The following is an 18,561-nucleotide window of genomic DNA, read 5'->3' as shown; positions in this document are numbered from 1 at the left end:
GTTTCTTGTGACATACGTCACCCAGACGTGCAAAGCCACGTCTGGGCCACCCTGCCGGGCGTTCCATATATGTTTCGAAAGCTGAACTCTGGCAAACCATATTGCATTCTTCCAGGAAACCACCCCAAGGCTACGGAGATTGGTAGCCCGCAATACATTGGAACACAACATGCAGGTAACATACAGTATCGCTACAGCAGTGCGTGTAGTCGCATTCGTTCTATGTTCCACACACTGCGCATGGTCGGAGAATACGCCCCTCAAGGTGCGTATGGAGCTATGTGAGAATAATTTGCAGGAACCGAGCAGTAGTGACGGAAAAATAGTCCAGAGCCGCCCGATTATTCCTATGTGTTTTATCTATTCTAAAGCAGTGCCACAGCAAAACGTAGAGCCTGATAGAGTCGCAGAGACAATTCATTTGATGATGGACAAAGAGGGTGAACTTCACCCTCGCATGGTGGTGGCATCTCCTGGAGATGTCATTGAGTGCGATATCAGACAGAGGGACTCTAATATTGTGTTTTCGCTGGATGGAGAAAACATCGAGCGTGAGGTTCCTGGATTATTAGTATCAAGCGGCCAAGATGGAGAGAGGGTGTGGCGAACTCGTCCGATAAGAAGGGCGGAACAATCAGGTGTACCGATTCGTATCTCGGACATGACGAAAACCCCACAACGTCTGACAGATCGCAGAGGTTGGATTTTCGTACAGAATCATCCATACTGCGTAGTGGGAAAACATGAGTCTATGATTTACGTCCCGCCGGAAATCTGGAACTCCGAGTCTCTTTCTGTAATGGCCTGGCATGAACAGCAAGGACATGTATGTAGGATCTCTGTCAATGGAACACAGCTTTCAATGCCAGTTTTGTGGAAAGATGTAAAGTCTTTAGTGGATAGCAAGAGAAGTCTTGAGCCGGCATTGAATGTGTTAACAGTGATTGTAATGCCCAACAATTAGAGTTTGGAAGCATGCTTCAGCCTGGTTGGGCGTTGACACAGATTGCTATTCCTGAGTCCTACTCTGTCCCATTCGTTCACAAAGGGTGGCCCAGGCGTGGCCATGAGCGTCTGAGTGCGGACACACACAAAAAATCTGTGCAGAATACCATAACTTCTGTATAATTCCTGGGAACATATCGGAACATATCTGAGTTGCACCGGGGCAATGATGCCACAGTAGGGGACTGAAAGTGCCGCGACTCCCTGAGTGTTCGCTATGAAATTCTCAAATACTTGCAGGACTGTTCTTCCACCAGCAAACCTCCCTTGCCTCCAGCACACAGGTAGCTCGCCGACGAGCAACCTGTGCCAGCCAGCACAACGCACCCTGTAAGGTTGTTTATGTCATCTACTCAACGCGACTGGGACTCATGGGCTTGGCAGCTCACAGGAACTGATTTTCTTGATGCTGCTGGAATTGATGTTATTAGTACGCAGCTTGGTGTCGACTATGCTGACTTGCGACTCTTGGCGATCCTCTCAACGTTTCATTTCATAACAGAGGAAAAGATTGTTGAGTACTTTATAAATGATGACGGAATATACGGATGCCTCGCAATCGCTATCGATCCGCCTGCAATTTCTCGCAGCGAAGCGGCGTCGCGAGTGAAGAGCCTTTTTGATCGAAAGCTTATCGGCCCTGTTACAGCAGAGATCAGGGGGTTCATTAACGAAATGTATTCCCGCTGCTTTACACATGACACAACGCGTGATCTCGATAAGGTTGCTGACCACATCAATGAATCATACTGGACAATATATCCCTGGGGAGCAGCAGTGTATGCGTTGTGTTACGGGAGGTTTCTAGGAACTCGCATTTCAATTGATGTTGACGAAAGCACTGGCGTACAGACTTGTTACTCTTCAGAGCCATCGATCAGGCACGTTTTTGGCGTCTGCCCTCCGTTAGGGTATAAAGCTGACGTGACTCTCCCCGGATTTGGCAGAGTTTTTGGAAATCGAACCGACTGGTGGAACCTCCATCCGCGTGAACTTTCCTGGGAGCTGCCGCCGGGTGGCCGTCCGACAACTCTAACGATGTCCAGATGCCCATAAAATGGCATTGTGTTAGAGATAAAGGGTGGCCCAGACGTGGCTTTGCACGTCTGGGTGGAGACAGCCACAAGAAATAATTTTGCAAAATACGGCCATTCAGATAGCATACTTCATCGAAATTCTCATCTCGACAGGGGTGAACTAACAGCGGAGGGCACTATCAGTACTGCCTGGATTCTCAGAGACCTGTATGAGAATTTCTCCAGCAAGGAAATCAACGTCTGTCGGCAGTATACAGATTGCCCGCAGACAGTTACCCTGCAAACTCTGTCAATTTAAGGATCGACCACTCCGTCGGTCATCACAACTTCAATCGGGCCATTTTGCATTTGTCGAGGGTTTCTTGTGACATACGTTACCCAGACGTGCAAAGCCACGTCCAGGCCACCCTGCCGACAATATTCTCAGGAGTAAGTGATGGATCTAAGCAAATCGTGTGCAGCATTGGCCGTCCTATTGACCATGATTTGTGGGTGTGGCCAAGGCGAGTTTAATTTGGAATCTAAACCAGAAGGAAATCAAACTGACTTTCACACTGAAGACATTGCCACGATGGCGTACAATCAAGAGCAGAAAATGACTGATGATCTGGTTGTTGCAACACTAAATCGAGCGATTCAGTCTCTTGCGACTGGTGACCTTAAGTCCGCAAGAACAGCTTTCACAAAGCGAGGGTGGCGATTCATTTGCAACAGCGATCAGCCTGAGTCTTTAGACGAGACCAGCCTGGCCGACAGGTTCATGAAATCTTCATTCCGAACGGCAGGTGCAACGACCCCTGAATTCACAATTAACTTGAAGCATCGATCAGAAATTGGCATTGCCATACTTGAGATAGACTATACATACAAGGTTAGCGATTATGCAGTCATGCTTTGTGTCGGAGGAGGAAGATGGTTGATTGATTCAATTAGTTCTGCCGAGGTTGCGTTTGACAGTGATCTTCTGTGAAAATGTTCAATGATTACGAGCCATGGGTTACTCGTCTTCGAGCGACCCGTGTCCCAGCGGCACAAGAGGTATTGGTTGGCCAACGAGAGTCTCGTTCACGCAAGGTGGCCCATGTGTGGCCATGAGCGTCTGAGTGCGGACAGGCATAAAAAGCTGTGCAGAATACTATAATGTCTGTATAATTCTTGGCTGCATATCTCACTTGCAGCGGAGCAATGATGCCACAGTAGGGGACTGACAGTGCCGCGACTCCCTGAGTGTTCGCTACGAAAGTCTCAAATATTTGCAGGACTGTTCTTCCACCAGCAAACCTCCCTTGCATTCGGCATACGGGCCTTTCAAAGTCGAGCAACCTGTGCCACCTTCCGGAAATTGAATGTGTTGCACTGAAACATATTGGCCGAAAACTGTCCCAGTAGATCCACTTTCAGGGGCCGGCGACGCATTAGACATGGGGTGGCGGTGAATATGTCAGAACAAGATGGAGCAGTATCTGCGGCGTCCAGGAATGTGCATGTATCTACATGGCTTCTTCTAATTGGCTTGTCTTTAGTTTCTGCCAGCCTTTTACTTCCTTGTATTTCAATGGGTAATGTGCAACCCGGGATTGTATGTCTTGGCATGGCTTTAGGCGTGTTCATGAGTACGATAGATGGGCTCCACTTCGCCGATGGAACTGTCTGGTTGTGTCGAACTTCAGTACTTCTAAATGTTGCAGTTGCTGTGACAGTGATTCTCTTGTCATTTCACAGCAGAAAGATTCGTCATTATGGACTAATCGCAATGTTCTTTTCCTTTAGTGCTATCACGTATGTTCTTTTGTCGATGCTTATGCGTTTTTCCGAGTTGCATATTGGTATTTTCGCATGGGTAGCAGGGTTGTCGTGTTTTCTTGCGAGTGGGTATGCTAGAAGCTTAGAGCTCGATGACGCAGAGAATTTGTGATGTTTAGTAGAATCGCCCAGGTTGCTCGTCTTCAAACGACCTGGGCATGACCGGTATAGTTCGTTTTGCCTGATCTGCGAGCGTCTCATAGACGACCGGCTGAAACCCATTGATTCCGCTTGAACCAACCTGCCGCTCTCACATGCCAGATCCTTCAACCCCGGCCGTCATCCCTGGCGGCAGGTTTCTTTTCCCTTCCCCGTTCCCCTGCACTCCTTATGGAGAAACGTGAAACCGGCGTCACACTGGGAGTACCCGGAAAGGCAAGCGGAGTAGGGGTGAAGGTGTTGTCTTTCCGCGTGTCAGCTTGCAGGAATGCGAGTGGGACTGCGTTCCTTCGCAGCAGCAGGGTTGAATCAGGCACTCCATCGGGACGAAGACGCGTTTCGAGGCTGTTTCGTGTGACAATCGTCACCCATTCGTTCAAAAACACGTCCTGGCCACTTGGAGTATGGCGGGCGAAACGAGTGGGAATGGCAGGCTGTTTGACGCCCTTCAGATGCTTTCTCAAGGCTTCTTCCGCCTGTGAGAAATTATCTTGTTGAGGATTTGGGGAGGACCCAGATATTTCGAAAACGTACCTGATCGCCATGATCCTGTAAGAAAATCGGGCCGGGTGTGGGTTTCACGGGGAGTGGTGCTGCCGTCGTCGCTTTTGGGACTTTGATCTCTTTATGAATCAATGTGCCATTGTGACGAATAGTGACTTTGGCGTCTTCGAGCTTCTTACCAGTTTCATCAAAGCGAGCGGCAGTAAAATCCACATCGTAAGTCTGCCATTGCAGAGGCGGGAAGCACATGTTGACTGCCGGAGCACTGACGGTGTAGATGCCGCCGCACTCGTTGTCTTTTCCTTCGAGGCCAAAAGAATCGAGAATCTGCACTTCGTAGCGGCCCTGCAGATACAAACCGCTATTGCTTCGGCCCTGCCCCTGTTTATCCGGCGCGTAGGAGAGCATGAATTCGAGGTGGAGTGAGAAGTCATCAAAAGTTGGTTCGCTGGTGGCCCCCTGCATCAGCCAGCCTTCGGGGGAGATTTTGCTGCCGGGGAACCGATTGGTCCCTTTCTCGTCAAAGAGAACAACTGCACCTTCGGGAGGCTGTGTTCCTAAAGTCGGGCTTTTGCGAATGACTCTTTTGAGCTCGCCAATTTTGTTGCCGTCACTGTTCGTGACGGTGATGCCAGCGGCTGTGAGGATGCCAGTAAACTCTTCTCCTTGAAACGTAACCTGATCGCCGGTTCGCGACCCTTCCACTTCATGCTTGCGGGTGGAATCCCAGCCTTCACCGGGGAGACCCAGTGGATAACCGACCAGACGAAACTTCCCTTTTCCACGGGCGATGACCTGTGCTCCGACGGGAATTTTGCCTTCTTCAATGGTCACTTCGCCGCGATATTCTCCCTGGAGCGCAAAGTCGTCATCGACCTTGGTGACGTCGGTTTCACCGGCAGCGTAGCAGGAGGTGATCCCCACGGAATCCGTCGAAAAGCCAGTACCAGCGGCTAACAGCAGTGCCGTTGTGAGGAGATTCAGCCCATGGGAACGGTGGAGCAGAAAGAGGGTTTTCATAGCGGGTGAATCCTTGAGCGTGATCGAGACAATTCAGATCGAATCTCAGCAAGTGGAATCTGGATTGGATGAGATCTCGAAGATCATGCGGCACGAGTGATTTGAAAGCAAGATGCTTCATGGAGCATCGCCAGGTGATAAATTCATGCGGCGGATGGAGGGATGTCAGCCGGCCCGATCTGCAAAAGCGTTCGAGTGAGTCGAGTTGCCGATTGGCAAGATCTTCGCTTCCCGTGTACTCTTTCGATAGATCTGGTCTGGAGTCGATCCGGCTAGGTCATCATGAATTCGCATTGAACGACATTACTTTGAGACTTCACGGGATTCCTGCGATGGTCGATTTTGGAACTCAGGAAGAAAATAACCGCCGCAAAAAAATCGCCAACGAATGGTGGAAAAAGGGAACGGAGGCGATGTCCCGGCAGAACTGGGACTTTGCCATCGAGATGTTTGGCAATGCCGTGCAGTTCTTCCCTGAGTTTATGAACTATCGTCAGGCCTTGCGGGGTGTCGAGGAAAAGAAGTACGGCAACAACAAGACCGGCGCCCGGATGGTTTTCCTGAAGGTGAACAGTTTGCGGAGCCGGGTGAAGAAGGCACGCACAGCCAAAGACTGGGCGGAAATGGACAAGGCCGCCGAAGAAGGCCTGACGCTGAACCCCTGGGATGGGCAATTCAATCATGATGTGGGTGAATGCTGCCGTGAACGAGGGTTTGAAGAGGTGGCCACCTGGGCCTATGAGAAAGCGGTTCAATCGGAACCTGAGAACAAGACATTTCTACTCTCGCTGGCGGATATTTACGAACAGCGTGGCAACTATCAGGGGGCCGTTGGTATCTATCAGCGATTGGCCAAGCTGGAGCCTTTGAATGGTTCGTATCGATCCAAAATTACGCAGTTAGGTGCCAGCCAGACGATTGATCGTGGTGGGTATGAAAAGGCCAAAGATACTCAGGAAGTGAAGCGCGGTTACGAGCATGATCGATTGACGAAGGCCGAAGAAGCCGACGGACCGGGGATGTCGGTCGAGGCTGATTTGCAGCGTCAGATTCGTAAAGAGCCAGAGAATGTGGGCCACTATGTGAAGTTGGCTGAGTATTACCGTAAGGAAGGAAAGTTCGCTGAACAGGCGGAGATTCTGAAGAAGGGGCTGGAAGTTTCCAGTGATCCCAATTTGCGAGAGCAATGGGAAGATGTCGAGATTCTGCTGACGAAGCGACAGCTCGAACAGTTGCGCGATGCTGCCGACAAGGGGGATGCAAATTCCAAAGCGAAAGCCTCGGAGCTAGCGAAAGAGTTGATTGCGCGGGAAGTGGATGTCCTCACACGTCGAATTGACAGGTATCCTGCTGATCTGAAGATCAAGTTTGAGCTGGCCGAGCGATACTTCCGATTGAAGAAGTACTCTCAGGCGATCCCGCTTTATCAGCAGGCGGCAAATGATCCTCGCCATGAGGCGACAGTGCTGGTCAATCTCGGGAAGTGTTTCCTTGCTGAGAGCAGGAATGATCTGGCACGGCGACAGTTCGAAAAGGCCGTCTCCAAACTGAATTTTCAGGATACTCCCGATCCTTACAAGGAGTGTCATTATATTCTGGCGCGACTTTACGAACAGTCGAAAGACAATACGAAAGCCGAGAACCATTACAACGAAGTGCTGGCTGTTGATTACAGCTATAAAGATACTCGTGAGCGGCTGGAGAAGATCCAGGGAGCAGCCGGTTAGGCGTGTTCGAGAGTGGATGAATGAGAGCTTCCAGGAAATGCCAGCTTTGCAAGAGATGAAGATTGCGAGTTGTCTTGTGTCAAATCGATCATCAGAGCTGCAAGTAGATTTGTAGTATCTGGGTTTGATGCCTATAGAAGATGGTGCAATCCGTCGGAACTCCTTGCACCCTACTTCATAAAGTGCAGATCATCCTCACCCTGCCCTCTTTCACGATGACATGGGTGAGGGTTTATATCGTACGGATTTTTAAGACATTTAAGTGGCGGGGGCCCAGTCTTTAATGTGCAGGTCGACATTTCTCTGGCCACGGAATTCATTGATGATGGGCTGAAAGGCCAGGTGAATCGCGGCGTGTGCGGCGATCTCTTCGGCCCATTCTCCCTGGCCAAACGCGACGGCCCGTAAGGTTTTATCGTGCTGCTTGAGCAGGAGCGATAAGTGGCGTCCTCCTTCACCCATGGTTTTCGGTGGTGCAGCCAGTTCCACACGAGTCGCGGCGAACATGGGGCGAGGGTTGGCACTGCCAAAAGGGGCCAGCAGATCGAGTTCTTCAATAGCGCGCGTGCTGATTTCCTGAAAAGTCACTTCGGCATCGATCGGCAAAGGGGCTGAACCTGGTTCGACCGAGTGATTCTGAGAAACAAAATCGACCAGCGACGCCCGGAATGCCTCCAAATGCTTTCGGGAAAGCTTCATGCCGACTGCCGCATGATGACCACCGAACGTAATAAGGTGCTCCTGACAAGCGACCAGACCTTCATGCAGATTAAAACCGGCGAACGAGCGGCCAGAACCTTGCAGAACATCTGCTGAAGTCGAGGGTCCGAGGAGAATGGCAGGCCGTTGAAAACTTTCGGCCACTTTGCCAGCGACAATACCAATCACGCCGGCATGCCATTCGTCATGGGTGAGCACGAGTGCTTTTTCGTCACTCCAGGCAGGATGATCATTGACGAGATCTTTGGCTTGCTTGAACATTTTTCGTTCGAGCGACTGTCGCTGCTTGTTGAGTTCATCGAGGTAGGCAGCCAGTTTATTCGCGCGATCTTCGTTATCGGTCGTCAGGAGTTCGACAGCGAGGCGGGCTTGCCCTAAGCGACCTGCCGCGTTGATTCGTGGGCCCAGGGCAAAACCAATATCGTCTGCTGCGAGAGAGGATTTCTCGTGCAGCCCAGCCGCTTTGAGGAGTGCCTTCAGACCAATGGAGGATTTCTCGCCGATAGTGGAAAGACCATAGTGAACGAGAACCCGGTTTTCTCCCGTTAAAGGAACGACGTCGGCAACGGTACCGATGGCTGCAAGACCAATGGCACTTAAGAGAAACTCTTTCATGCGGGGAGAAGCCTTTTTGCCATCCCCTAATCGAGCACAGACAGCCCAGGCGAGTTTGAAGGCCACTCCTGCACCACAAAGCTCGCCGAAGGGGTAGCTGCTACCGGGCAGACGAGGGTGGACGAGAATCGTTTCTTCCGGGAAATTTTCGGCAAACTGGTGATGATCGGTAATGATCAGTTCGAGGCCGAGTTCGCGGGCGCGCCTGGCTTCGACAACGCTGGTGATTCCACAATCGACACTGACGACGAGCTGGGCTGGATCCTGAGTGGCAAGAGTTTCGATGGCCGTGCTGTTGAGCCCGTAACCTTCTTCGAGACGGGCTGGAATGTAGTATTCGGAGCGACCACCCGCGAGGCGGATACAATGCCACAAGAGGCTGGTGGCGGTGACACCGTCGACATCGTAATCGCCGTAAATCGTGATGAGTCGCTGATGTTTAATAGCCTCGACAATGCGGTCGGCGGCCTGACTGATGCCGGGCAATTGTTCGGGATCGTGCAGTTCGCTGAGTTTGCGGGAGAAGAACTTCAAGCCCATTTCGCGGGTATGGATCTTACGGGCGACAAGGACGCGGGCGAGGAGTGGGCTGATCTGCAGTTCTGCGGCCAGCCTGCGAATAGATTCTTGATCGACATGTGCATATTGCCAGACCCGCCGCTCTGTCGAGACCATACACTCATTACTCCCTGCTCAAAGTGACGGGATTGTCACCCTGCAGAGCGTACCACGATGAGTGTGAAATCCAAATGAAGCCAAAGCGGCTTTGACTGGCAGCGACTGTGGGGAGCCATGGGGGATGCCCGATACTCCCCGCGATGCGAGTGAACTCCGGGACAATTACTCGGGAAGATCCCGAGTGGGGCGTGGACGATTCGCCCAGTGTCCTGAAGGATCGCTGCCACTGACGATGACTCCTTTCTGATTCCAGTCGAGAGCGGCTCGAACTTCTGCGGCGGCATAACGAAGAGTTAATCCACAACGTCGTCGTGAGGAATTGTTGGCTTCGGAACCATGGAGCAAAAGATCCGAGTGAATTGAAATCTGCCCTGCGGCCAGAGCGTCGATGACTTCGTGACCAAATTGCCATGGGTTTTCGATGGTCTGATTGAGGACATTGTGTTCGGCTGGGTTACTTTCGCGGAAGGTCATATGCCCGTGCTGATGCGAGCCTGCGATAAATCGCATACAGCCATTTTCGATGTCGGCATCGTCGATGGCGAGCCAGGCGGTCACATTGCGAGAAGGGCTCAGTGGCCAATAGCTGGCATCCTGATGCCAGGCGACCGCTTTACCATCTCCGGGCATTTTGCAGAAGAAATGCGAGCCCCAGGCAACGACATTTTCACCCAGCAGATCTTTGACAATCGCCACAATGCGGGAATTCGTCAGCAGATCCCAGCAGAATCCATACTTCAGATGTGCCGAACTGATGGAATAGCTGTCAGCACCCGTCGCGAGTGTGCGAGTGAGTAATTCATCGAATTGCTTGCGGATCGAGGCGATTTCGGAGGGGGAGAAGATCGTCAGATCCTTGATGTATCCATCACGGTTAAATTGCTCAACCTGTTCTTGAGAAAGGACTTGTGGGTTTGCATTTGTGGTAGGATAGAAACGCAGATCGCGTTCAATCTGCTGCAGTTGTGATGAATCTGGCACGGCCTGAAATTGATCTTTAAGCAATTGTGTTCCCTTGACTAGAACGTGTACACGTGCATATTCGTATCGTGCTTTGTTGATGGGATTGGACACGTTCTGAAAGCCATTTTCCAGTACAAAACCGATGACCTGACCTGCGGTCGAGGATTTTTTCTGCTGGCAGATGAACCTTAAGTCAGGAGTGTTGCTACAGTTCGTGCCAGTGGGGATGATGTTGGAAAAGCTGGAATTCATGGCGGCAGGAATTCGTCATGACAAAAATTGCGTTTTTTGAATTCGATTTTCGGGCCAGGAATTAATGACCGAATCGTTGATGACTCAGCAGCATGAGTTTGAAGCATTCTGCAAATCCATCCGTCAAGCGGGGATTGTGGGATTCGATACGGAATTCATTTCGGAGTTTACCTGGCGTCCCGAATTATGCCTGCTGCAACTGGCGACACCTGATCGAGCAGTTCTGGTCGATCCGTTTGAAGTGCGTGATCTGACACCCTGGTGGGAGATCATGCTGGATCCCGACGTGGTGGTGGTGGCGCATGGTGGTCGCGAAGAAGCGCGGTTCTGTGTGACCAACACAGGACAGGCTCCAGTCAACTTTAAAGATGTGCAGATTGCGGAAGGATTTCGAGGTCGAAGTTTTCCATTGGGTTACGATGCGCTGGTGAAGCGTGTTCTCGGTCATAAATCCCACGGGAAAGAGACACGTTCGGACTGGCGCAGAAGGCCCTTGACGAAGTCGCAGGTGCATTATGCCCTCGAAGACGTGCAGCACATCCTGCCCATCTGGGCTAAGCAATCGGCCGATTTGAAGAAGAAAAATCGACTGGCCTGGGTGGAAGATGAATTCACGCGGCTGGTTCGCGATGTGGTGCTGGAACGAGCCGACGAGGCCTGGTTAAAGCTACCCGGGCTGCACAAGTTGAATTCCCGCGAACTGGCTGTCGCCAAGAATGTCTTCTGGTGGCGGGAGCATGAAGCCGAGACGCGAGATAAGCCTGCACGTCGCATCTTGCGGGATGACCTGTTGATTGAGTTGGCTCGACGTCAGCCAGCGAATATTGATGAACTGGTCGCGACCCGGGATATGAATCGGACAGAGTATCGCAAGGCGGCTGCAGAGATTCTCGCAGCGATCGATACCGCTCTGGCGCTCCCTGAAGATCAGTTGCCTTCGAGGCCACCGGAGCCGGAAGATGATCAGTCGCATGATGAGCAATTGCTGGGTCAGCTTCTTGGAATTGCGCTGGCGAACCGGTGTGCTGAAATGAATGTGGCCATGTCGATTGTGGGGAAGACGGCTGACCTGAGGCATCTGGTGAGGTGGCATGTCTTTGGGGACAAGCGGCATGGAACACCCCGGCTGATGCAGGGCTGGCGAGCTGAAGTATGCGGCGACCTGCTCAGTAATGTCCTCGATGGAAAAATCTCGTTGCGAGTGGCCGATCCGCAATCGGATCATCCGCTGGTGTTCGAGTATCGCAGTGACGAAGGGATTGTCGAGAAGACCTCACGACTGGGACCAGCGAAGCGGCCAGCAAGAACATCACGCCGGAAGCCTAAATCCTCGTGACGTCTGAGCCGAGTTGCCCTGTGTGCATCGATGTCTTTGGATTTACTGGCACAGCATCAGCCGTAGGTGCTGCTAACAAGTCGAGTGGATTAACTGCCATGCGCAGTACATTTTCGATTTGCCAGACGTGTTCGATGTGCCATGCGTCCAGAAACCTCAGTTGACTCAATGTTCCGAAATGCGGATATTTTCGGAATACTGAATATTAAACCTATTCTGCAAACACATCGGGCATTCAGGGGCTGTCAAGCATGCATGCTGAGAGCCGCAAGCATGGCACACGAAGAATTGTTGAAGTGTCAAATCCGTATCTAAATGGCCTCGTGCAGTAAGGCAGGTTGTTGGAAGTGAGCGGGAAAGTTGTCAGCTTGTTTGCACTCGTGCCGATGCTGTTTCACAGCATTTTCGGGTGTTGCTGGCATCATGTGCATATCCTGCCGGTCGATGCCCAGGTCACTGTTGCAGTGGCTGATGAAGCCCCGGTTTGCACTCCCTCCAGACGTTCCTGCTGTGGTCATGCTCACGGTTCGTCTCCGCAGGTTACAGCAGAACTTGCATTGGTCGGGCAGGCTGCGGGTGAACCACAGTCCTCAGAGCATCCTCCCTGTGAAGAGGAAGATTGTGCGGTTGATCTGGGTGTGGTCATTGCCAACCACTCAGAGAAAATCAGCTTTGAAGCGAGGGATTTTTTCCCTTCATCCCCGAACGAGTTGCGATTGATCGACCAGCTCCAGGGGAGCGTCTGGTGCGGCGTGATCGAAAGGTCGCTGCCTGATTCTGCGCGCGAGCGTTGCGCCATCACTCAGGTCTGGCGCGTTTAAGCCGTGACGACGTCGGTGTGAGCCTGCGGCAATCTCTCCGGGCGACCTGCCGTCGCGGATTGCCGTCTCTTGTTTCACCGCAGCGTGGGTGCGACGTCTGATCGATGTCCATGCTTCTCGCCCCATGTCCTCTCAGCCTGGCGCGAAAAGTCTGCGCGGGCTGTGTCTCTCGAGATATAGGATTCGCAGGAAACAACCACGCTCTGCTGGTGGCGAAAACATGCTTACCCAGAGCTGCAAATATGGCACTCAGAGCGCCATGATTTCATAGAAAGCGCATTGTGAATCTTTCCATCTGGTTCCGTAGATGTTCCTGGGAATGGATCTGGTGGTCTGGATCCATCGTGATACTCGCTGCAGGAGCTCTGACGGCGAGTTCCTGGTGGCCTCTTGCTCAGGGCTGGGTTCGCCATACGATCTCAGCGCAGAAGAGAGTCAACACGGCGGAAGAGCCTCTTCACGGTGAGGGTGCAGAAGCGGCAGGTCATGACCATGGTGATCATGCCCATGCGCATGACGATGCGAATTCGCTGGAACTTTCACCGCAGGCGATGAGCAATATCGGGCTGACTAAAGAGTCTTTGAAACCGATTCAGTTGGAAACATTTGTCCGCTCGATCACAGTCCCGGCGATTGTGGTGGAACGCCCCGGTCGAACACGAATTCAAGTCTCGACACCGATGGCCGGTGTTATTACCCACGTTCACGCGGTTCAGGGTGAAGCAATCACTCCCGGAACATTGCTGTTTGAGCTTCGAATAACGGCTGATGAACTCGTTGCGACCCAGACAGAACTCTTCAAAACCATTGGTGATCTGGACGTCGAACAGCGGGAAATCGCCCGGTTGGAAGAAGTGACCAGATCGGGCGCAATCCCTCAGCGAACCATGCTGGAGCGGCAATACGCCAAAGAGAAACTGGAAGTCCTGCTGGCTGCACAAAAAGAGGCCTTAAGGCTGCAAGGACTGTCAGACCGTCAGATTCAGGACATTATCGAGCACCGGCGACTCCTGAGAGACCTGCAGATCCGGGTGCCATCACCGGATCGACATGCAGAAAATGAGATTGAGTTGACTGACAACAGCATATCCCAGGTTCACTTCCGTGAGAGTGATCACGATTCCCATCCAGCGGGTGAACCGCATCTTCCCCGTGAAGGGCATGCGGCGGGGCAGGCAGAGAAAACGGCTCTTATTCTTCAGGAAGTTCTGGTCAGCAAAGGGGAGCGAGTTCAGGCGGGAGAGACTCTGGCTGTGCTTTCGGATATGTCGGAACTCTACATCGAAGGCCGGGCCTTTGAGCAGGATGCTCCACTCCTGGCGACGGCAGCCGCGAATCACTGGAAAGTGGCGGCTGTATTCGAGCGGGCCGGGAAGCCAGCCGAACAGTTACCGGGGCTGGAATTGCTCTATGCGGCCAGTGATATCAACGTGCAGTCGCGAAGTCTTCCGTTTTATGTCCGCTTGCCGAATGAACTCACCCGCTCAGTTCCCTCACCGAACGGGCTGCGTTTCAACGAGTGGAAATATCGCCCGGGACAACGCTTGCAACTGAAGGTACCCGTCGAAGAGTGGCGTGAGCAGATTGTGCTGCCGGTTGATGCGATTGCCCAGGAAGGGGCTGAAGCGTTTGTCTTCCAGCAGAATGGGAAACATTTTGAACGTGTTCCTGTGCATGTGGTTTATCGCGATCAGTCGTATGCCGTGATCAAGAATGACGGTTCGGTCTTTCCGGGAGATGTTGTCGCGCTGCGTGGTGCGCATCAGTTGCAGATGGCCCTCAAGAATAAGTCCGGCGGCGGAGTTGATCCGCATGCCGGGCACAGTCATTGATTGAGAGGTTCGTCATGCTCAACGCGATGATTCGATTTGCACTTCGTCAGCAGATGATTGTGATGGTTGTAGCCGTATTCCTCATGGGATACGGAACGTGGCAGGCCTCGCGGGCGACGATCGATGTCTTCCCGGATTTGAATCGACCTCGCGTGGTCATTATGACCGAAGCTCCAGGTCTGGCTCCGGAAGAGGTCGAGACGCTCGTTACGTTTCCTATCGAAACCGCCATCAATGGAGCCAATGGCGTTCAGGCGGTACGGAGTTCATCAGGGATCGGGATTTCGGTTATCTATGTCGAATTCGACTGGGGAACGGATATCTATACCGACCGCCAGATTGTCATGGAACGACTGCAACTGGTGCAGGACCGCATGCCTGCGGGAGTCGTGCCCACTCTGGCACCGATTTCTTCCATCATGGGACAGATCCTCATGCTGGGAATGTGGAGCGAAGATGGCAAAACCAATCCTGTCGAACTGCGAACTCTGGCTGATTGGGTGGTGCGTCAGCGACTGTTAACTATCCCGGGAGTTTCGCAAGTCTTCACGATGGGTGGCGGCAGGAAGCAATTTCAGGTGCTGGTCGATCCTGACGCATTGCTGCAATACGGCGTGACTTTACAACAGGTGAAACAGGCCGTTGTCGACAGTAATCACAATGCGACGGGGGGGTATCTCGACCAGCAGGGGCCCAATGAATTACTGGTACGTGCGCTGGGACGGATTCAATCGATCGAGGATCTGCAAAAGGTGGTGGTCACGATTCGCGATGGCCGGCCAGTGGCTTTAGCGCAAGTTGCCCACGTGATGGAAGGGCCGCAAGTCAAGCGGGGGGATAGCAGTGTCTTTGTGCGACTCAAAGACGAATCGGCTGCGACCGGTCCCGATGAATCTACTGTAAGAGCAGAGCCCGGCAAGTTCTCCGGAGGGCCGGCAGTCATCCTGACCATCAATAAACAACCAGGTGCAGATACTCGCCTCATTACAGAAAACATTCTTAAGGCTGTCGAAGAACTCAAAGCGGGATTGCCCTCTGATATTCGTATTCAGCCGACTTATTCACAAAAGGATTTTATCGACCGAGCCATCGAGAATGTGATCGAAGCCCTGCGCGACGGGGGCATTCTGGTGGTCATCATTCTGTTCCTATTTCTAATGAATTTCCGCACGACCTTCATCACATTTACCGCAATCCCTTTATCACTCGCATTGACGGCCGTCGTCTTCTCGATTTTCGGATTATCGATCAACACGATGACGCTGGGAGGATTGGCAATTGCCATTGGTGAACTGGTCGACGATGCGATTGTCGATGTGGAGAATATCTTCCGCCGGTTGAAAGAGAATCGGCAGGCAGCGCAGCCCAAGCCGACACTACTGGTGGTTTATCAGGCCAGTACGGAAGTTCGGAACTCGGTCGTGTTCGCGACGATCATTGTCTGCCTGGTGTTTGTGCCGCTGTTTGCCCTGACAGGCATGGAAGGCAAGCTCTTTACGCCCCTGGGTGTGGCGTACATCGTCTCGATTATGGCTTCGTTACTGGTTTCATTGACGATGACCCCCGTGCTCTCTTACTGGCTGCTAGGGAATGCGCGATTAATGGATCACGGGCAGGACAGCTTTGTACTGAGAGGTCTCAAGTGGGTGGCCGAAAAGATCATTCGATTCAGTTTGGCATTTCCGCGGCTGAACCTCACAGTGACGATGGTCATGGTGGTGATTGCTGGAGTGTTTGTGGCTCATCTGGAGAAAGATTTTCTCCCCCCTTTTAACGAAGGGACAATTCAGCTCAATGTGGTCTTGCCGCCGGGAACTTCGCTGGCGACTTCGAACGAGATCAACCGCAAAGTTGAAGAACGTTTGCAGGAAGTATCAGAGATTGACTCCTTTGCCCGCCGCACCGGGCGAGCGGAACTCGATGAACATGCCGAGGGAGTCAACATGAGTGAATACCTCATCGAACTCGACCCTGAATTTCCGCGCAGTCGGGAAGAACTGCTTAACGAGATTCGCGAAGCGATGGCGGATATTCCCGGAATTGTGACCGCCGTCGAGCAGCCGATTGCTCATCTGATATCGCACATGATCTCGGGGGTGAAGGCCCAGGTTGGTATCAAGATCTATGGTGACGATCTCGATGTGCTGAGGCGTAAGGCCGAAGAGATGCTCTTCGTCATGAAAGGGATTCCCGGAGTGAAAGATCCACTCCTTGAACCACAAGTGATGATCCCTCAATTGAGGATCGAGGTGGATCGCGACAAGTTGCTGCTCAACGGACTCTCTGTCAGTGAGATCAACGAATTTATAGCGACAGCGATGAATGGAGAAGTGGTCTCTGAAGTACTGGTAGGGCAGCGGCAATTCGATCTGCTGGTCCGTTTGAATGACGGTGCCAGAGAAAATCTGGAGGCACTGAAAAGGCTGACCATTGATCTGCCTGAAGGTGGACAGGTGCCTTTGGAAGCAGTGGCAAGGATCTATCAATCAGGCGGGCCCAATACGGTGAATCGGGAAAATGTGCGCCGCAGGGTTGTCCTGCAGTGCAATGTCTCTGAGCGGGGCGTAGTCGATGTGGTGCGGGACATTCAAAAGAAAATCGAACCAGTGATCGCCAGTCTCCCGGAAGGCTATTTCGTGGAGTACAGCGGGCAGTTTGAAAGTCAGCAGTCGGCCAGTCGGATGATCACTCTTCTCTTTGGTATCTCGCTGATGGGAATCTTCCTGGCACTCTACTCGATGTTTCGCTCTGTCAATTTATCACTCCAAGTGATGACGGCTTTGCCTATGGCGTTTATCGGTTCGGTGGTGGCACTGGTCATGACCGGGCAGACGCTGACAATCGCTGCCATGGTGGGCTTTATCTCGTTGACAGGGATTGCTTCACGAAATGGAATTCTGCTGCTGAATCATTATCTCCATCTTGTCCGTTATGAGGGTGAAGGATGGACGAAAGAGATGATTGTGCGTGCCGGTCTCGAGCGGTTGGCACCCGTGTTGATGACGGCACTGACGGCAGGGATTGGTCTGGTGCCACTGGTGCTGGCAGCCGATGAACCGGGAAAAGAAATCCTTTATCCGGTCGCGACAGTGATCCTGGGCGGGGTCATCAGTTCGACGATGCTCGATTTCTTTGTCCACCCGGCATTGTTCTGGCTGTTTGGCTTGAGGTCGGCTGCGCGTGTTGTCAGTCAGACACATACAGAGATTCCTTTAATGGAACACGACGAGCCGGCGAATTCTCACGTTAAGGGAGACTCTGTCATTCCCGGACTATCAGTTGATAACAGATAGACCCTGCGATCTCTGGATGCGGCTGTCTCAGCGAGTGCTGGCACAATCGCAGAATACTGCCTTTAAAAAAGCGCTGTTTATAGTTTGCTACCGACTCAAGGATGGAAAAACATGCTCATGACAACTTGTGTTCATCATCGTTTGGCTGGACGATTTTTTCCGGTGATTTGCCTGGCTGGGCTGGGCCTTGCCGGAAGCTTAATGACAGGTTGTGGAGCAGAACCTGGTTCTGCGAAACAAACCAAAACTTCTGCTACCCCAGCAAAGACCCATGACAATCACGGCCATGATCATCCGGAAGAAGGGCCGCATCATGGTCAACTCGTGGAGTTAGGCAACGAAGAATATCATGCCGAAGTTGTACACGACGACGAGGCGGGAACTGTCACAATCTATTTACTCGATGGAAGTGCTAAAAATAGCGTACCGATTGAAGCGGCCGATGTGATCATGAATCTGTCGCTGGCAGGAAAAGCCGAGCAGTTTAAATTGCCTGCTACGCCAGATACGAATGATCCCGCAGGAAAATCGTCGAAGTTTGTATCACAGGACAAGGTGCTGTGCGAAAAGCTGGATGTGCACGGAGTCTCGGCCCGGCTGGTCGTGATGGTTGATGGCAAGTCTTATAGCGGAAAGCTCGCACACAGCCATGATCATGAGCACGACCATGAAGGCAGTGGGCATAGTCAATCGAAGTGATGGAACGATTTGCGAGGGTCCAGTTGATTGGTGCATGTTAGCACGAGCGATATCAGCGCTTAATTCAAATGCGACTTGAAGGGGTTGGCTTTCAAGT

12 protein-coding genes are annotated in these 18,561 nt (G+C 52.2%); 9 read left to right on the top strand and 3 right to left on the bottom strand.

Annotation, left to right across the window (positions count from 1 at the left end; genetic code table 11):
• Positions 1-265: 265 nt before the first annotated feature.
• The 3 genes from A6X21_RS15540 (at position 266) to A6X21_RS15530 (ending at position 3,012) form a co-directional block, all read left to right on the top strand.
• A complete protein-coding gene (locus A6X21_RS15540) occupies positions 266-964 on the top strand; it encodes a hypothetical protein (protein ID WP_131818368.1) in 699 nt (232 codons plus the stop codon).
• A 383-nt stretch (positions 965-1,347) separates the two neighbouring features.
• A complete protein-coding gene (locus tag A6X21_RS15535) occupies positions 1,348-2,061 on the top strand; it encodes a hypothetical protein (RefSeq protein WP_068849447.1) in 714 nt (237 codons plus the stop codon).
• A gap of 417 nt (positions 2,062-2,478) precedes the next feature.
• A complete protein-coding gene (locus tag A6X21_RS15530; protein WP_068849445.1) occupies positions 2,479-3,012 on the top strand; it encodes a hypothetical protein in 534 nt (177 codons plus the stop codon).
• A 1,478-nt stretch (positions 3,013-4,490) separates the two neighbouring features.
• Here A6X21_RS15530 and A6X21_RS15515 read toward each other — a convergent pair.
• Complete coding sequence (locus A6X21_RS15515) at positions 4,491-5,528, bottom strand: 3-keto-disaccharide hydrolase (protein ID WP_068849439.1); 1,038 nt, start codon at positions 5,526-5,528, stop codon at positions 4,491-4,493.
• Positions 5,529-5,761: 233 nt separating this feature from the next.
• On the opposite strand from A6X21_RS15515, the gene A6X21_RS15510 reads away from it, so the two are divergent.
• Positions 5,762-7,255 carry a tetratricopeptide repeat protein gene (locus tag A6X21_RS15510; protein WP_240490286.1) on the top strand — a complete coding sequence of 498 codons (1,494 nt, stop codon included), beginning with the start codon at positions 5,762-5,764 and terminating at the stop codon, positions 7,253-7,255.
• Positions 7,256-7,513: 258 nt separating this feature from the next.
• Here the strand turns inward: A6X21_RS15510 and recJ are convergent, their stop codons facing one another.
• Together recJ and A6X21_RS15500 are read right to left on the bottom strand one after the other, a co-directional pair.
• Positions 7,514-9,265 (bottom strand): single-stranded-DNA-specific exonuclease RecJ, encoded by a 1,752-nt coding sequence (gene recJ, locus A6X21_RS15505; RefSeq protein WP_068849435.1) that lies wholly within the window; start codon positions 9,263-9,265, stop codon positions 7,514-7,516.
• A 165-nt stretch (positions 9,266-9,430) separates the two neighbouring features.
• Positions 9,431-10,273, bottom strand: a complete 843-nt coding sequence (locus A6X21_RS15500) for a phytanoyl-CoA dioxygenase family protein (RefSeq protein WP_068849579.1) — start codon at positions 10,271-10,273, stop codon at positions 9,431-9,433.
• A gap of 274 nt (positions 10,274-10,547) precedes the next feature.
• Here A6X21_RS15500 and A6X21_RS15495 point away from each other — a divergent pair, with 274 nt between their 5' ends.
• The 5 genes from A6X21_RS15495 (at position 10,548) to A6X21_RS15475 (ending at position 18,464) form a co-directional block, all read left to right on the top strand.
• The gene (locus A6X21_RS15495) at positions 10,548-11,819 is read left to right on the top strand and encodes a ribonuclease D (RefSeq protein WP_068849433.1); all 1,272 of its coding nucleotides are present in this window, start codon (positions 10,548-10,550) and stop codon (positions 11,817-11,819) included.
• Positions 11,820-12,166: 347 nt separating this feature from the next.
• Positions 12,167-12,640: a hypothetical protein gene (locus A6X21_RS15490; RefSeq protein ID WP_131818367.1), complete on the top strand. Its 474-nt coding sequence runs from the start codon at positions 12,167-12,169 to the stop codon at positions 12,638-12,640.
• 344 nt (positions 12,641-12,984) lie between these two features.
• Complete coding sequence (locus tag A6X21_RS15485; RefSeq protein WP_240490284.1) at positions 12,985-14,472, top strand: efflux RND transporter periplasmic adaptor subunit; 1,488 nt, start codon at positions 12,985-12,987, stop codon at positions 14,470-14,472.
• 14 nt (positions 14,473-14,486) lie between these two features.
• Complete coding sequence (locus tag A6X21_RS15480) at positions 14,487-17,765, top strand: efflux RND transporter permease subunit (RefSeq protein WP_068849427.1); 3,279 nt, start codon at positions 14,487-14,489, stop codon at positions 17,763-17,765.
• A gap of 111 nt (positions 17,766-17,876) precedes the next feature.
• Positions 17,877-18,464, top strand: coding sequence for a hypothetical protein (locus tag A6X21_RS15475; RefSeq protein WP_110766472.1), 588 nt, complete (start codon positions 17,877-17,879; stop codon positions 18,462-18,464).
• Positions 18,465-18,561 lie beyond the last annotated feature (97 nt).

The organism is Planctopirus hydrillae (genome assembly GCF_001707835.1).
GTDB lineage: Bacteria > Planctomycetota > Planctomycetia > Planctomycetales > Planctomycetaceae > Planctopirus > Planctopirus hydrillae.
The sequence above is the reverse complement of the archived record's forward strand: the minus strand, read 5'-3'. Positions and strand labels throughout refer to the sequence as shown.